Raw genomic sequence first — 15,889 nt, 5'->3', positions numbered from 1 at the left:
GGCGGGGCGTCGGCGGGCGGCGGCTCGCCCGGTGCGGGCGCGGTGCCCTGCTGCGGTCCGTGCTGGGTGCCGTCGGACTCGCTGCCCGAGTCGCTCGAACCGCTGGAACTCGAGTCATCGGTGGTCTGCGACGACGAATCCGACGAGGAGCTGGATGACGAGTCGGATGAGGAGTCCGACGACGAGCCCGACGAGGTGTCGACGGCGTCGGGGAACGGGATCGGCGGCAGATTCAGCCGTTCCTCGGGGATGTCGGGCGGGGGCACCGGCGGCTGACCGTTGATCTGTAGCGGGCCCTTGGCGCTGTTGAGCAGCGTCGACCAGCCGCCGTTGCCGAGCGTCGCGCCGATGCTGCACGACACCTGATGGCTGCCCGCCGCCCAGCTGGGCAGCGAGATCGTGCTGTAGATCAGGGTCAGGGTGGTGCTGCGCAACTGGATCGGCGCCAGGTAGGCGTCGGTCATCCGGGTGCAGGCGTCCTTGATGAACGCGTCCTGCTCTGGCTCCGGCGGAAGGCCGGCGGGGAACTTCTCGGCGAGGTTCACCGAGCCGGTGACCTCCATCGCGTGCGGCGCCGCGCAGTCGACGGGGATGTCGGTCGGCTGGTTGGTCGACGGGTCGATGCCCAGGCAGGTGCCCGCAGGCCACACCTTGGACTGGTCGATCTCGGCGACCTTGCCCTGGAACGCCAGCTGCTGGTTGTTGGGGCCGGGCAGCTGCAGCCCGCACAGCATCCGCCGCTCGCCGTTCTGGCGCCACGCCTTGTCGCCGGACCACAGCATGCTGACGGTGAACCGGCTGTTCGGGTCGAACCGCTGCCCGAGGTAGCGACGCACCGCCGGCTGGCACTGCTCCTGGCTGATCTGCTGGATGCGCGCGGTCGACGGGGGCGGGGCCTCCGGGCCGTACTCGCTGCCCGGGAACGTGCGCATGTCGACCGACTCGGCCACCTCGAATCGGTGCTCACTGCTGCAGTCGACGATCTCGGCTGCGTCGGGGGTGCGGTCCGGCCAGTTCAGGCAGTCGCCGTCCTTGGCGTGGTTGAACGTGTCGTTGCCGCGCGGTCCCAGGCTGATCGCGCTGGCGTTCAGGCCCATGCCGTTGGCGCCCTCGCTGCGGGGCAGCGCGGTGATCAGGCCGGCGATCAGCAGCCCGCCCAGCGCCGTCAGTAGCAGGGCGCGACGGGTCGAGGCGGCCTGCAGACTGTGCCACCATGCCACCCGCTGTCCGGGCGCATCGGGGCCGTCGGCGAGCGGGTCGTGGTGCTCTGGTGCCTCCAACATCCGCTCCATTGTGACAGGCGTGTCAGGTGCTGTGACAAGTGATGCAGTTGTAACGTTATGGGGTTGTGTTGGGAGCCCTGTTCAGCGCGCTAGGTTGACCGGTGTGCCGGCACCCGACGAGGACATCGACCCGGCGCTGAGCGAGCTCGCCGGCCGCCTCTTCGACATGGCCCGCCGCGGCGACGCCGACACGCTCGCCGCCTACCTCGACGCCGGTGTGCCCGTCGACCTGACCAACGGCAAGGGCGACACCCTGCTGATGCTGGCGGCCTACCACGGCCACCCGCGCACCGTGCGTGTGCTCACCGACCGTGGCGCCGACGTCGACCGGCCCAACGACCGCGGACAGACCCCGCTGGCCGGGGCGGTGTTCAAGGGCGAGGACGCGATCGTCGCGCTGCTGCTCGACGCCGGCGCCGACCCGCAGGCCGGCGCGCCGAGCGCGGCGGACACGGCGCGGGTCTTCGGCCAGAGCGGCTACCTCCAGATGTTCGCGGCCACCGGCCGAAAGTAGGGTTGGCACCCGTGATCGACCTCAAGCTGCTGCGCGAGAACCCGGACGTCGTACGAGCCTCGCAGCGCGCACGCGGTGAGGACCCCGACCTGGTCGACGCGCTGCTGCGCGCGGACACCGCCCGCCGTGCGGCGGTCTCGGCGGCCGACAACCTGCGCGCCGAGCAGAAGTCGGCGAGCAAGCAGGTCGGCAAGGCGTCACCGGAGGAGCGGCCTGCGCTGCTCGACCACGCCAGGGCGCTGGCCGACAAGGTCAAGGCCGCCGAGGCGCAGCAGGCCGAGGCCGACGTCGCCGTCACCGCCGCGCACATGGCCATCTCCAACGTCGTGATCGACGGGGTGCCGGCCGGCGGCGAGGACGACTTCACGGTCCTCGAGACCGTCGGTGAACCGCCGCGCCTCGACGACCCGAAGGACCACCTCGAACTCGGCGAGGCGCTCGGGCTGATCGACATGGAACGCGGCGCCAAGGTGTCCGGTTCGCGGTTCTACTTCCTCACCGGCGCAGGGGCACTGCTGCAACTCGGGCTGATGCAGCTCGCCGTCCGGCTGGCCACCGACAACGGCTTCACCCTCGTCATCCCGCCGGTGCTGGTGCGTCCCGAGGTGATGGCGGGCACCGGGTTCCTCGGCGCGCACGCCGACGAGGTCTACCACCTGGAGGCCGACGACATGTACCTCGTCGGCACCTCCGAGGTGCCGCTGGCCGGTTACCACGCCGACGAGATCCTCGACCTGTCCGCCGGGCCGCGCCGCTACGCGGGCTGGTCGTCGTGCTTCCGCCGCGAGGCGGGCAGCTACGGCAAGGACACCCGCGGCATCATCCGGGTGCACCAGTTCGACAAGGTCGAGGGCTTCGTCTACTGCCGTCCCGACGAGGCCGAGGCCGAACACGAACGGCTGCTGGGCTGGCAGCGCCGGATGCTCGAGCTGATCGGGGTGCCGTACCGGGTGATCGACATCGCCGCGGGCGACCTCGGTTCGTCGGCCGCCCGCAAGTTCGACTGCGAGGCCTGGGTGCCCACCCAGCAGACCTACCGCGAGCTCACGTCCACCTCCAACTGCACCACGTTCCAGGCGCGCAGGCTGGCGATCCGCTACCGCGACGACAACGGTAAGCCCCAGATCGCGGCGACCCTCAACGGCACCCTGGCCACCACCCGGTGGCTGGTGGCCATACTGGAGAACCACCAACAACCCGACGGCAGCGTCCGCGTCCCCGAGGCGCTGGTGCCGTTCGTCGGCAGGGAGGTACTGGAACCGTGATCGACCTCGAACTCGACGAACTGCGTTCCTGGTTCGGCTTCGGCGTAGCGGGCAACTTCGCCGGTCACCTCGAACAGGCCGGCGAGGCAGTGGATTTCGTCAATGTGACGTCTGAAGGCGTTGCGCCCAAGGGCATCTTCCCCTGGTATGCGCCGGGCAGCGACGGATTCCTCAACGAGTTCCCGCTGTCGCACGACTCGATCGTGTTGCCCACCAGTGACACTCCGCTCAACCTGCAGATCGAGCCCGAGGTCGGGCTGGCCTGCCGGGTCAAGTGGAACGGCGACACCGTCGCGAGCCTGGAGCCGTTCGCACTCGGCGCATTCAACGACTGCTCGATCCGTCGCCCCGGCGCACCCAAGATCAGCCACAAGAAGAACTGGGGCCCGGCCTCCAAAGGCGTCGCCGCGCAGTTCTTCGACATCAGCGACCTGACACCGGACGGACCCACCGCGACGCTGCGGCTGGTCTGCTACCTGCGGGACAGAGACGGCAAGGAGCACGAGTACGGCGTCGACAGCCCGCTGCTCGGCTACTCCTACTACGGCGAGGTGCTGTTGGACTGGGTGGTCGAGCGGCTGGCCAACCAGAAGGGTTCGGCCGACACGCCGCTCGAGGATGTCGGCGCGCTGATGGTGGCGTCGGGGCACCCCGAGCACGTCCTGATCGGCATCGGCGCGACGCGCTACACCGAACTCGGCGAGTCGACGTTCCTGCAGGCCGGCGACCAGGCGATCGTCCGGGTCTACGACACCGAATCGGACGCGATGTCCGAACTCCGCCAGACCGTCTCGTCCCGCTGAAACCGGAGGCTGCCATGACCTCGACGACGGTCAGCGAGCTGTGGCGCTTCCCGGTCAAGTCGATGGGCGGTGGCCGGGTGGACCACGTCCGGGTGGACGCCCGCGGGGTGCACGCCGACCGGTTGTGGGCGGTGCGCGACCTCGACAAGGACATCACCGCGACGGCCCGGCGGATCCCCGCACTGCTGGGCTGCTCGGCCCGTTACGCCGAGGAACCCGGGCCCGACGCGGGCCCCGGCAACGCGCCGCCGGTGGTGATCACGCTGCCCGACGGCTCCGAGCACACCAGCGACGACCCGCGCATCGACGCGCTGCTCTCCGAGGTCGCCGGGCGGCCGGTGCGCCTCACGGCGTTGCCGCCCGCCGACGACACCAGCGCCCACCGGCTCTCGGTCCAGCAGAGCCGGGCCAATTTCGCCGCCGCGGAGGTCCGCCGGGACTTCGGCCTCGCCGAGTCCGACCCGCTGCCCGACACGTCGGTCTTCACCACCCGGCAGGTGCTCACGCTGGCGCGCTTCTCGACGCCGCCCGGGACGTTCGTCGACCTCGGGGCGGTCCACCTGCTCAGCACCAACAGCCTGGCCGCGCTGTCGGCCGACGGTGCGCCCTACGACGTACGCCGGTTCCGGCCGAACATCCTGGTCACCGTCGACAGGTCGGGCGGCGAGTTCCCCGAGGCCGAATGGACCGGCGCGACACTGAAGATCGGCTCGTCGACGCTGCGCGTCACCATCCCGACCATCCGGTGTGCGGTGCCGACCCGGCCGCAACCCGGGGTGGACACCGACCGGGCACTGGGCCGCAGGCTCTCCGACCGCACCAACCGCTTCCTCGGGGTGTACCTCGACGTCGCCACTCCCGGGATCGTGCGGGTGGGCGACGTGGTGTCCGTGCACCGGGCCGCACCGCCGGGACCGCTGCACCGCGCCGCGGCCGCGGCTGGGCGCACCGCGAAGCGCCGGATGCAGCAGGTGCTCGAGGCGACGGTGCTGCGCGGACAGAACTGAATCGCCGCGGCGGGTCAGGCGTTAGCCCGGTCCCAGATCCGCTGTGTCTGCACGGCGACGCCCGCGTCGTGGGTGCGCTGAAAGTTCCGGCCGCCACGCTCGAACGTCGCGATGACGGCGGGCGGCACCGCCGGCTCGGACAACGGCGCGTCCACCCATCGGCAGGCCCGCACGTGCACGAGATCGACGGCGGCCGCCTCGGCTGCGCCGTCGTAACGGTAGGGACCCGTGATCCGGCCCAGCCGGAACAGGCCGTCCCCGTCGCGGGTCCACACGAAGGAGCCCTCGTCGACGGCGGCGAAGCGCTCGATGCGGCGCGCCAGCCGCTCGTCGTGCTGCTCGGCGGCCAGCGTCACCGCCGCCTCCAGATCGGCGGGCGCGGGCGTCAGCACTCCGCCGAAACCGCAGCGGGACAATGAGAATGCCCGGTCGAGGGCGGCCTGCGGGTCCAGGTCGTCACGCCGCGACCGCATCGGCGCCCGGTAGACGGCTGTCAGCGCTGCCCCAGTAGATCGTCGAGAATCGCGACCAGCGCCTCGGGGCGTTCCGGGGTGAACGCAGGACGCCACCGGTTGTCCTCGACGTCGAGGGTGACCAGCGTGCTCTTCAGCGGCCTGCGGACGTCGAGCGGCAACCACAGCCGCAGATCCGAACTGCCCCAGAGCCGGCAGCGCTGCAGCAGGTCCAGCGGACGCGCCTGATAGCCGCGGATCGACCGCAGCGGGATGACCTTCGAGGTGCCGGACGGGAAGTGGTAGCGGCGCAGGGTGATCGCGTACTGGTCGAGCTGCACCAGCCCGTCGTCGTAGTGCTGCTGCGGTGCGCTCACAGCGCGCGGCTCCGCAGCTCGTGGCCCTTGGTGGTCAGGCACCGGCCGGTCTCGAGGTTCCACTGCCAGCCGTGCAGATTGCAGGTCAGCGTCTTGCCCTCTACCACGCCGAACTTCGACAGGTCGGCCTTCAGATGAGGGCAGCGGCGCTGGAATTCGTAGCCGTCCATGGTGATCGACGCGGAGTCGTCGTGCGCCTCGGCGAACCACCCGTCGGCGTAGGCCACCCGCTCGTCGGTCAGGCATTTGAAGAACGTGTAGAGGTATTCGTTGTACCCGCCGACGCGCCACGCCGTGAACCGGGTGGACAGGAAGATGGTGTTCACCCAGTCCGGTTCGGCGTCACGCAGCACGGTGCGCACCAGCTCCGGCGCGATCTCGAAGCCGTACCGGAACTTCTCGTCCGGGATCGGTTCGCGGACAACCCGTTTCGGGAAGTCGATCACAACGGTTTCACGGCCCATCCGCAACTCCACCGGATAGCCGATGCCGTCGCAGATCTGGTCGCTCTGCAGCATGATCGGCTCGAAGCGCGCCCGCAGCGGCTCGAGCAGCGGCTCGCCCTCGGCGGGCGCCCAGCGGGCCTTCTCGGCGGCCAGCACCGGCGCCATCCGCTCGGCGTAGGCCGCGATGTAGTCGGCCTTGCCGGTGGTGAAGATGGCCTCCACCTCGTCGTCGGGCAGCGGGTGGGTCAGCGAGTTCAATTGTGAGCCGGTCAGATCCGCTGTCGAGCCGGGCATCATCAGCAGGCCGCGGTCGTGGCCGTGCCTGCGCATCTGATCCAGGAACACCATCTGGTCGGGGAAGATGTTCGCGGGATCGCCATGGTCGTCGTTGAGGTGGCGCAGCTCGGGGTCCAGGAAGCACGGCGGCCCCGCCGAGGGCACCACCCACGTCGCCCCGACCTGGGCGATGTACTGCCGGCAGCGGTCCATCTGGCGCTGCCGCTTCTGGATGCCGAACGCCTCCTTGGCCCGGGCAGGCATGTCGTAGACCATCGGATACCAGATCGCGCCGGAGAACTGCAACATGTGCACGTCGACGTGGCCGAAGTCGGCGGCCAGCACGTCGAGGTCGACCGGCCGGGCGTCGTTCATGTTGAAGGCCACGGTCTCGCCGTCGTCGACCACCAGGCCGGAGTCGCCGATGGGCCCGTCGGCGGGCGCCCTCAGCGCGATGATCATCACACCGAGTTCGCCCTTGGGGCCGCTGATGTCGTGGCGCACCGAGTCGGTGGTCTCGAAGAACCGGTGGAAGCCCAGTTCCTCCAGTGCCCGGCGCAGGTCGGGCACCGGGTAGTCCGGCAGCAGGACCGTGGCGTCCTTGTTGACGTACGTGCGCAGGGTGTCCGGGTCGAAGTGGTCTTTGTGCAGGTGGGAGACGTAGAGGTAGTCGACGTCGCCCAGCGTCGCCCAGTCCAGGCCGGTGTTGTCGGGGAACGGGAACCAGGAGCCGAAGTAGGCGGGGTTGACCCAGGGGTCGCACAGGATGCTGCCGGCACGTGTGTCGATCCGGAAGCCGGCGTGGCCGACGCTTGTGACCTGCACTGATGCCCTTTCCACGGGTGCGCTGTTCGGTATCGAGCTTAACGGGAGCGCGGCGCTTCGCCTGCCACGGCCAGGAGTCGCGGGGACCGGCGCGCCGAGTGGGGCCCGCGCCGCGCACTACTCTGGCAACCGTGGAACCGGTATACGGAACTGTCATCCAGCTGGCCCGCCTGGCCTGGCGGCTTCAGGGGCTGAAGTTCACGGTCACCGGGGTGGAGAACCTGCCCGCGACGGGCGGCGCGGTGGTGGCCATCAACCACACCAGCTACTTCGACTTCACCTTCGCCGGCCTTCCCGCGTACCGGCAGAAGAAGGGCCGCAAGGTGCGGTTCATGGCCAAGCGCGAGGTGTTCGACCACAAGATCACCGGCCCGGTCATGCGCAGCCTGCGCCACATCGAGGTGGACCGCGACAGCGGGGCGGCGTCGTTCGACGCGGCCTGCGCGGCCCTGAAGGCCGGTGAGCTGGTCGGCGTGTACCCCGAGGCCACGATCAGCCGCAGCTTCGAGATCAAGCAGTTCAAGTCGGGGGCGGCCCGGATGGCCATCGCGGCGGGTGTGCCGATCGTGCCGCACATCGTGTGGGGCGCCCAGCGCATCTGGACCAAGGGCCACCCGAAGAACCTGTACCGGCCGAAGGTGCCGGTCACGGTGGCCGTCGGTGAGCCGATCGAGCCGACGCTGCCCGCGCACGAGTTGACCGCGCTGCTGCATTCGCGGATGCAGCACCTGCTGGAGCGGGTCCAGGAGTCCTACGGCCCGCACCCGCCCGGCGAGTTCTGGGTGCCGCACCGCCTCGGCGGCGGCGCGCCGTCGCTGGCGGAGGCCAACCGGATGGACGCCGAGGAAGCCGCGGAGAAGGCCGCCGCGCGGGCCCGACGGACCGAGGAGCCGGGACCCGCCGGAGCGCCGGGGTAGCCGCTCATGGAACCGGTGTATCGGACGTTGGAGCTCGTGGCCGCCACGGCCGTGCGCGCCACGGGGTCCCGGATCGGATTTCACGGCCTGGAGAACATCCCGGCGACCGGTGGCGCCGTGGTGGCGATCAACCACACGGGCTACGTGGACTGGCTGCCCGCGGGGCTGGCCGCACGCCGGCGCGGGCGGCGGCTGCGCTTCATGATCAAGGCCGAGATGCAGGACTTCCGGCTGGTCGGCTTCCTGATCAAACGGACCGGGACCATCCCGGTGGACCGGCGGGCCGGGGCGGGCGCCTACGCGGTGGCGGTGCGGCAATTGCGCGAGGGTGAGCTGGTGGCCGTCTATCCGGAGGCCACCATCAGCCGCAGCTTCGAGCTCAAGGGTTTCAAGACCGGCGCGGCCCGGATGGCGCTCGAGGCGCAGGTGCCGATCGTGCCGATGATCATCTGGGGCGTCCACCGGGTGTGGACGAAGGATCATCCGAAGGCGTTGGGCCGCAAGAAGATACCGATCGAGGTGTGTGTCGGTGCGCCGATCGCTCCGCAGGGCGACGCCACCGCGATGGAAGCCGCGATGCGCGAGTCGATGACGGCCCTGCTGGATCGGGTGCAGACGGAGTATCCCCATCCCGAGGGCGCATACTGGGTGCCTCGCCGGCTGGGTGGCACGGCGCCGACCCACGAGGAAGCGGCACGCCTCGATGAGGCCGAACTCGCCGAGCGGGCCCGCAGGCGTGCCGAACGCGACGCCAGGAGCCGTAGATGACGCTGCCCGCATTGATCGCCACCGATGTGGACGGCACGCTGCTCGCCGACGACGAGAAGGTGTCCGCCCGCACCCGTGCCGCCGTGCACGCCGCCGTCGCCGCCGGCGCGGTCTTCGTGCTGGCCACCGGGCGTCCGCCGCGCTGGATCCACCCCGTCGTCGACGGGCTCGGGCTGGCGCCGATGGCCGTGTGCGCCAACGGCGCCGTCATCTACGACCCGTCGACCGACCGGATCGTTTCCGCCCGCACGCTGTCCGCCGACGTGCTGGGCGAGCTGGCCGAGATCGCGGCCCGGGTGATCCCGGGCGTGGGGCTGGCCGTTGAGCGGGTGGGCCGCTCGGCCCACGACGCCGCGACGCCGCAGTTCGTCAGCTCGCCCGGCTACGAACACGCGTGGCTCAACCCGGACAACACCGAGGTGTCGGTGGAGGACCTGCTCAGCGCGCCCGCGGTGAAGCTGCTGATCCGCAAGGCCGGAGCGCGCAGCGCCGACATGGTGGCGGCGCTGGCCCCGCACATCGGCCTGCAGGGCGACCTCACGTACTCCACCAACAACGGTCTGGTCGAGGTGGTGCCGCTGGGCATCAGCAAGGCCACCGGCATCGAGGAGCTGACCCGCCCGCTCGGCCTGGTCGCCGGCGACGTGGTGACCTTCGGCGACATGCCCAACGACGTCCCGATGCTGCGGTGGGCCGGCCTCGGCGTGGCGATGGGCAACGCGCACCCGGATGCGGTCGCGGCGGCCGACGAGGTGACCGCCCCCAACGTCGACGACGGGGTGGCCCGGGTGCTCGAACGCTGGTGGCTCTGAGTCCCTACGGCTCTAGGGATCGATCGCGCGCGGCGCGGTGAAGCGTTCCAGCTGTACCGGCGGGTGGTCGGCGGACGGCGGCGGCAACTCGAGCGGCACCCCGTCGATCACCCGGGTGATGCTGCCCTTCTCCCGGTCGAAGTTGAGCGTGCCGTGCTGGAAGTTCTGCACGATCCACTGCGGTTCGGGGATCTCGGCGCTGGTGGGCAGGCCGAGCGCGCCGCGCTCGAAGCCCAGTGCGCCCCAGGCGTCGTAGATCGCGCCCGCGACCGGGTTGGCGCCGGTGGACGGGGACCAGTAGACCGCGCCGCGCTGGAACCGGACATAGCGCGCGTCACCGGCGCCCGCGGCCTCCGGTGTGGTCGGTGCGCCGAGGGGTCCGGCCATGCCGCCCATCTGGTCCCAGCGGGCGAAGATCGCGCCGCCGCGCAGTGATTCGGCGAGGTCCTCCGGCCCGGGCGGCCGGTTGAAGCGGGCGGCGATGTCGCGCAGCTGGTTCATCGCCGCGTAGGCCGCGTTGCCGGGGCACTCGGTGTTGCCGACGTCGCGGTGGGTGAAGATCGCGGGCAGCCTGGGGGCGGCGCCGCGCGGGAAGTGGGTGAAGGAACCGCCCGCGGAGGTGAGCACGACGCTGCCGCGCGGGTCGACGTGGTCGAGGCCGAGTTTCCAGCCGAGCAGCCGGCCGGTGGTGCGCAGCTGGATGGGGGTGGGCGGCACCTTCTCGAAGTTGCCCATCATCGCCACTCCCCAGGTGTCGACGTTGAAGCCGCCGGTGTGGGAGCCCTCGACGGGACGGTCCACGCCGCCTGCCCGTCCCTCGAACACCTGCCCGTACTTGTCGACCATGGCGTTGTAGGCGACGTCGCACCAGCCCAGCGTGCGGGTGTGGTACGCGTAGATCGACCGGACGATGCCCGCGGAATCCTGCGGGGCGTAGTCGTTGCTGCCCGCCGTGTGGTGCACCACGCCTGCGCGCACCCGGCTGTCGTAGCGGGGCGCGCCGCACCGCATCGACTCGTCGGCGCCCCACTGGCCGCGGGAGATGACGTTGGGCGGCACGCCGGGTGCGGTGACGGCACTGGGCAGCGGGGCGAGGTCCACCGGCGCCTGCGGCGGGCTGATCAGCACCGCGTTGATGTTCTGGGCGAACGGCTGCTCCACCGTGGCGGGCAGGTAGCCGAGGTCGGCGTGCGGCTTGCCCTGCGGAACGGCGCTCGGCGGCGCGTCGAGCGGGCGGGTGACGGCGATCTGCACGGTGGTGGTGCGGCCGACGAACACCGGTTCGGTGCCGCGCACGCCCGCCGACTCCTCGCCGACGCCGTCGAGCGCCTCGGCCTCGTACCAGGGGCCCCACGATCCGTCGGCCTTCTTGGCCCTGACGCGGGCCGAGGTGCCTGACAGGTCGTCGGAGGTGAGGGCGACCAGGGAGAACGGGGTGTCCTGGTGGATCTCGCGGATGGTCTCTCCGCCGCCGAGGCCGGCCAGCGGCTGTTCGGCCAGCTTGGGCGCCTCGATGCCGGGGGCGTCGTCGCGGTCACCGGGCAGGCCGTCGACCGCCAGTGGTAGCAGCAGGGCGGTCGCCGCGACCGCGGTGAAGAGGATCGACGGCGCAGGGCGGCGGGACAGCACGGACTGATGTTACGTATGTGTCAGTTGTTACCAGTGTTTCGACACGTTCAAACATCCGACGAAAATTCCGGGACCCCTGCAACGGCACCGCAGAGCATGGGCGTCTGCGGTGCCGTTCGGGGCCAGGCCTTATGCGGGTGGCGCGGGAGGCGCCGGCGCGGGAACCGGTGGCGGCACCGCACCCTTCATCGCCGACGTGATCGCCGGCATCACCATGCCCTTGAGCAGATCGATGGCCTGTCCGGCACCGAGCTGGTTCGCGGCGCTCGAGAGATCGCCGATGATTCCCGTACTGCCGGTGCTGACCGGGCTGGCCGCGGCCAGTGACGGGTCACCCAGAATCGGGTAGCTGCCCAGCGCCGGATCGGCGATCGGCGCCGAGATCGGGATCTCGCCCGGCAGGCCGAGGCCCGGAGTGCTCGAGATCGGGGTCAGCGCGGGGTCGAGGCCGGGCGTGGTCAGGCCCGGCGCGGCCGCCGGGTCGGTGAGCCCGGGGCTGGTCAGCGCGGGATTGGTCAACCCCGCGTCGGCCAGGCCCGGTGCGGTCGCGGTCACCGGCGGCACGCTCAAGCCGGGCGTGGTCAGCCCCGGCGTGGTCAGTGCGGGCGTCGTCAGGCCGGGTGCCCCCGGTGCGGTCAGGCCCGGCGTGGTGAGTCCCGGTGCGGTCAGGCCCGGCGCGGTCAGACCTGGAGAAGCCAGCGCCGGCGAGGTCAGCGACGGCGAGGCCAGCGACGGGCTCGGGGTCGAACCGGTCAGCACGCCCGTGGGCGACGGCGGCAGGTTGATGCCGAACTGCGACAGGCCCTGGGAGAGCGCGCCGATCAGCTCGCTCGGGAGATCGGTGACCATCGCGGCCTGGACGAATTCACGGTGTTGGGGTGCGTTCCGGTCGGACAGGTCGGAAACGGCGATCACTGCGGCTGGACTTGCGACGGCCAGGGCGGCGAACGCGCTCATGGCTGTCGAGAGCTTGCGTCGACGTCTGTTCGGCACGAAAGTCTCCTCAATACATGGACTACATAAGGTCAGTGCTCGTGCGGTACCGGCGGGTGCCCGGCCGATGCGGGTGTCCGGCTCCCGACCATGTCCGAAGGTCCGGAGGCCGACGTGATCGATGGTACTGGTGTGACTAGTGTGAATAGAGTGACGATATGGAATCGTGAGCTAATCGCGACCTTGCACCGCTGACACCGGGGCGGCGACGCGAGGGACGGTAGGACGGGCCGGCCGCCGGGGTCCGATACCCTGGCTGCCGATGACCGCTCCAGATTCCCGGGTAGCACCGGCCAGCCAGCCGGGGCGCGCCGGACACTTCGACCTGATCGTCGTCGGTTCCGGATTCTTCGGCTTGACCATCGCCGAGCGCGCGGCCACCCAACTCGACAAGCGCGTCCTGGTGCTCGACCGCAGGCCGCACATCGGCGGCAACGCCTACTCCGAGGCCGAGCCGCAGACCGGTATCGAGGTGCACCGCTACGGTGCCCACCTGTTCCACACCTCCAACCAGCGGGTCTGGGACTACGTCCGGCAGTTCACCGACTTCACCGGCTATCAGCACCGCGTCTTCGCGCTGCACAGCGGGCAGGCCTACCCGCTGCCGATGGGCCTCGGGCTGGTCTCGCAGTTCTTCGGCCGCTACTTCACCCCCGACGAGGCGCGCGCGCTGATCGCCGAGCAGTCCGCCGAGATCGACACCGCCGACGCGCAGAACCTCGAGGAGAAGGCGATCTCGCTGATCGGGCGGCCGCTCTACGAGGCCTTCATCAAGCACTACACCGCCAAGCAGTGGCAGACCGACCCCAAGGAACTGCCCGCGGCCAACATCACCCGGCTGCCCGTCCGGTACACCTTCGAGAACCGGTACTTCAACGACACCTACGAGGGCCTGCCGGTCGACGGCTACACCGCATGGCTGAAGAACATGGCCGCCGACGACCGCATCGAGGTGCGGCTCGACACCGACTGGTTCGACGTCCGCGCTCGCCTGCGCGCCGAGAGCCCGGACGCGCCGGTGATCTACACCGGCCCGCTGGACCGCTACTTCGACTACGCCGAGGGCAGGCTCGGGTGGCGCACGCTCGACTTCGAGCAGGAAGTGGTGGACACCGGCGATTTCCAGGGCACACCGGTGATGAACTACAGCGACCCCGAGGTGCCCTACACCCGCATCCACGAATTCCGGCACTTCCACCCGGAGCGGGCGTACCCGACCGACAAGACCGTCATCATGCGGGAGTTCTCCCGCTTCGCCGATGACGACGACGAGCCCTACTACCCGATCAACACCGAGGCCGACCGTGCGCTGCTGGCCGCCTACCGCACCCGGGCCAGGGCCGAGACGGCCTCCGCCAAAGTGCTCTTCGGCGGCCGGCTGGGCACCTACCAGTACCTCGACATGCACATGGCCATCGCCAGTGCGCTCAACATGTACGACAACGTCCTGGCGCCGCACCTCCGCGACGGCGCCCCGCTGACACAGAGCGAAAGCACCGAACAATGAGTGACATCCCCACCGGCGCACTGGATGCCGAGAAGCCCAAGTCGGTCAGCCTGCTGTCGCGGGTGATCCTGCCGCGCCCGGGCGAACCGCTCGACGTCCGCAAGCTCTACATCGAGGAGTCGACCACCAACGCGCGGCGTGCGCATGCGCCCACCCGCACCACGCTGGAGATCGGCGCGGAGTCCGAGGTGTCGTTCGCGACGTACTTCAACGCCTTCCCCGCGAGCTACTGGCGGCGCTGGTCGACGCTCGACTCGGTGGTGCTGCGCGTCGAACTGGTCGGCAGCGCCCGCGTCGACGTGTACCGCTCCAAGGCCACCGGCGCGCGGATCACCGTCGGCGGCACCGAGGCGATCAGCCCGGACGAAGACACCCCCGCGGTCGTCGAGTTCGAGATCGGCCTCGACCCGTTCGAGGACGGTGGCTGGATCTGGTTCGACATCACCACCAACGCCAGCGTCACGCTGCACAGCGCGGGCTGGTACGCACCGACCGCCGCACCGGGACGGGCCAACGTCGCCGTCGGCATCCCGACCTTCAACCGGCCCGCGGACTGCGTCAACGCCTTGGCCGCGCTGACGTCGGACCCGCTGGTCGACGAGGTGATCAGCGCGGTCATCGTGTCCGACCAGGGCACCAGCAAGGCCAAGGACCATCCCGGATTCGCCGCGGCCGCCGCGGCGCTTGGCAGCCGGCTAACCATTCACAACCAGCCCAACCTCGGTGGCTCCGGCGGCTACAGCCGGGTGATGTACGAGGCGCTGAAGAACACCGACTGCGAACAGATCCTGTTCATGGACGACGACATCCGCGTCGAGCCCGACTCGATCCTGCGGGCGCTGGCGATGAACCGGTTCGCGAAGGTCCCGACGCTCGTCGGTGGCCAGATGCTCAACCTGCAGGAGCCGAGCCACCTGCACGTGATGGGCGAGATGGTCGACGCCGAGAACTTCATGTGGACCAACGCGATCAACACCGAGTACGACCACAACTTCGCGAAGTACGCGCTCAGCGACGAGGAGAGCCTGCGCAGCCGGCTTCTGCACCGCCGCATCGACGTCGACTACAACGGCTGGTGGATGTGCATGATCCCGCGCCAGGTCGCAGAGGAGCTCGGCCAGCCGCTGCCGCTGTTCATCAAGTGGGACGACGCCGAATACGGCCTGCGCGCAGGCGAACACGGCTATCCCACCGTCACCCTGCCCGGTGCGGCGATCTGGCACATGGCGTGGAGCGACAAGGACGACGCGATCGACTGGCAGGCCTACTTCCACCTGCGCAACCGCCTCGTGGTGGCGGCCATGCACTGGGACGGCAACATCTCCGGCCTGATCGCCAGCCACCTGAAGGCGACCATCAAACACCTTCTGTGCCTTGAGTATTCGACGGTCGCCATCCAGAACAAGGCGATGGACGACTTCCTCGCCGGCCCCGAACACATCTTCTCGATCCTGGAGTCCGCGCTGCCCGACATCCGCGCGATGCGCCAGCAGTACCCCGACGCGGTGGTGCTGCCGAGCGCGACCGCATTGCCGACGCCGTCGGACAAGCGGTGGCGCAAGAAGATCAAGATCCCCGTGGGTCCGTTGGCGATCGGGACCAGGCTCGCCGCGGGCGTCGCACACCAGCTCAAGGCGCACGACCCGGAGCACCACCGCAGGCCGCAGATCAACGTCGCCACCCAGGACGCGCGCTGGTTCTCGTTGAGCAAGGTCGACGGCGTCACCGTCACCACCGCCGACGGCCGCGGGGTGGTCTACCGCCAGCGCGACCGGGAGAAGATGAACGAACTGCTGCGGGAGTCGCTGAAGCGTCAGGCGCTGCTCGCCCGCAGGTTCAACCGGATGCGCAAGGTCTACCGCGACGCACTGCCGGTGCTGGCGAGCAAGCAGAAGTGGGAAGAGGTCCTGCTGCCCAGCCTCGACGGTTCCGCAGAGGCGCAGCCCGCGGCCGCCGGCAAATGACGGAACCGCCGCGGGGCGAGGACGCCGCGCTGGTGGCCGTGCAGGCGGCGC

The 15,889-nt window shown here is 70.3% G+C and carries 15 protein-coding genes; 9 read left to right on the top strand and 6 right to left on the bottom strand.

What is annotated here, in order from left to right:
- Positions 1 to 1,292, bottom strand: a 1,292-nt coding sequence (locus tag Q2100_RS22335; protein ID WP_302915814.1) for a septum formation family protein, incomplete at its 3' end; no start/stop codon positions are given.
- A gap of 157 nt (positions 1,293 to 1,449) precedes the next feature.
- Here Q2100_RS22335 and Q2100_RS22330 point away from each other — a divergent pair.
- The 4 genes from Q2100_RS22330 to Q2100_RS22315 are packed head-to-tail and all read left to right on the top strand — an operon-like array spanning position 1,450 to position 4,872.
- On the top strand, positions 1,450 to 1,797 hold the full coding sequence (locus tag Q2100_RS22330) for an ankyrin repeat domain-containing protein (RefSeq protein ID WP_302915815.1): 348 nt from the start codon (positions 1,450 to 1,452) through the stop codon (positions 1,795 to 1,797).
- 11 nt (positions 1,798 to 1,808) lie between these two features.
- A complete protein-coding gene (serS, locus tag Q2100_RS22325; RefSeq protein ID WP_269896390.1) occupies positions 1,809 to 3,062 on the top strand; it encodes a serine--tRNA ligase in 1,254 nt (417 codons plus the stop codon).
- Positions 3,059 to 3,865: a DUF5718 family protein gene (locus Q2100_RS22320; RefSeq protein ID WP_302915813.1), complete on the top strand. Its 807-nt coding sequence runs from the start codon at positions 3,059 to 3,061 to the stop codon at positions 3,863 to 3,865. Before serS ends, Q2100_RS22320 begins: the two co-directional genes overlap by 4 nt.
- Before the next feature lie 14 nt (positions 3,866 to 3,879).
- Positions 3,880 to 4,872, top strand: coding sequence for an MOSC domain-containing protein (locus tag Q2100_RS22315; protein ID WP_302915812.1), 993 nt, complete (start codon positions 3,880 to 3,882; stop codon positions 4,870 to 4,872).
- Between the two features lie 14 nt (positions 4,873 to 4,886).
- On the opposite strand, the gene Q2100_RS22310 is transcribed toward Q2100_RS22315, so the two are convergent.
- Genes Q2100_RS22310 through Q2100_RS22300 form a run of 3 tightly spaced genes read right to left on the bottom strand, consistent with a single transcriptional unit; the run spans position 4,887 to position 7,248 of the window.
- A complete protein-coding gene (locus Q2100_RS22310; protein ID WP_302915811.1) occupies positions 4,887 to 5,345 on the bottom strand; it encodes a GAF domain-containing protein in 459 nt (152 codons plus the stop codon).
- A gap of 20 nt (positions 5,346 to 5,365) precedes the next feature.
- On the bottom strand, positions 5,366 to 5,701 hold the full coding sequence (locus tag Q2100_RS22305; protein WP_264013677.1) for a hypothetical protein: 336 nt from the start codon (positions 5,699 to 5,701) through the stop codon (positions 5,366 to 5,368).
- Positions 5,698 to 7,248, bottom strand: a complete 1,551-nt coding sequence (locus Q2100_RS22300) for an MBL fold metallo-hydrolase (RefSeq protein WP_302915810.1) — start codon at positions 7,246 to 7,248, stop codon at positions 5,698 to 5,700. The genes Q2100_RS22305 and Q2100_RS22300 overlap by 4 nt, the downstream gene beginning before the upstream one ends.
- Before the next feature lie 131 nt (positions 7,249 to 7,379).
- On the opposite strand from Q2100_RS22300, the gene Q2100_RS22295 reads away from it, so the two are divergent.
- The 3 genes from Q2100_RS22295 to Q2100_RS22285 are packed head-to-tail and all read left to right on the top strand — an operon-like array spanning position 7,380 to position 9,745.
- Positions 7,380 to 8,165, top strand: coding sequence for a lysophospholipid acyltransferase family protein (locus Q2100_RS22295; RefSeq protein ID WP_302915809.1), 786 nt, complete (start codon positions 7,380 to 7,382; stop codon positions 8,163 to 8,165).
- A 6-nt stretch (positions 8,166 to 8,171) separates the two neighbouring features.
- Positions 8,172 to 8,933, top strand: coding sequence for a lysophospholipid acyltransferase family protein (locus Q2100_RS22290; protein ID WP_302915808.1), 762 nt, complete (start codon positions 8,172 to 8,174; stop codon positions 8,931 to 8,933).
- A complete protein-coding gene (locus Q2100_RS22285) occupies positions 8,930 to 9,745 on the top strand; it encodes an HAD family hydrolase (RefSeq protein ID WP_302915807.1) in 816 nt (271 codons plus the stop codon). Before Q2100_RS22290 ends, Q2100_RS22285 begins: the two co-directional genes overlap by 4 nt.
- Positions 9,746 to 9,757: 12 nt before the next feature.
- Here the strand turns inward: Q2100_RS22285 and Q2100_RS22280 are convergent, their stop codons facing one another.
- Both Q2100_RS22280 and Q2100_RS22275 read right to left on the bottom strand, forming a co-directional pair.
- Positions 9,758 to 11,374 (bottom strand): N-acetylmuramoyl-L-alanine amidase, encoded by a 1,617-nt coding sequence (locus Q2100_RS22280; protein WP_302915806.1) that lies wholly within the window; start codon positions 11,372 to 11,374, stop codon positions 9,758 to 9,760.
- A 129-nt stretch (positions 11,375 to 11,503) separates the two neighbouring features.
- A complete protein-coding gene (locus Q2100_RS22275) occupies positions 11,504 to 12,367 on the bottom strand; it encodes a hypothetical protein (RefSeq protein WP_302915805.1) in 864 nt (287 codons plus the stop codon).
- A gap of 262 nt (positions 12,368 to 12,629) precedes the next feature.
- Between Q2100_RS22275 and glf the strand changes: the two genes are divergently transcribed.
- Complete coding sequence (gene glf / locus Q2100_RS22270) at positions 12,630 to 13,874, top strand: UDP-galactopyranose mutase (RefSeq protein ID WP_302915804.1); 1,245 nt, start codon at positions 12,630 to 12,632, stop codon at positions 13,872 to 13,874.
- Positions 13,871 to 15,838, top strand: coding sequence for a glycosyltransferase (locus Q2100_RS22265; protein ID WP_302915803.1), 1,968 nt, complete (start codon positions 13,871 to 13,873; stop codon positions 15,836 to 15,838). The genes glf and Q2100_RS22265 overlap by 4 nt, the downstream gene beginning before the upstream one ends.
- Positions 15,839 to 15,889 lie beyond the last annotated feature (51 nt).

This window comes from Mycolicibacterium arseniciresistens (assembly GCF_030519285.1).
Lineage (GTDB): Bacteria > Actinomycetota > Actinomycetes > Mycobacteriales > Mycobacteriaceae > Mycobacterium > Mycobacterium arseniciresistens.
This window is presented reverse-complemented; position numbering and strand designations above follow the sequence as displayed.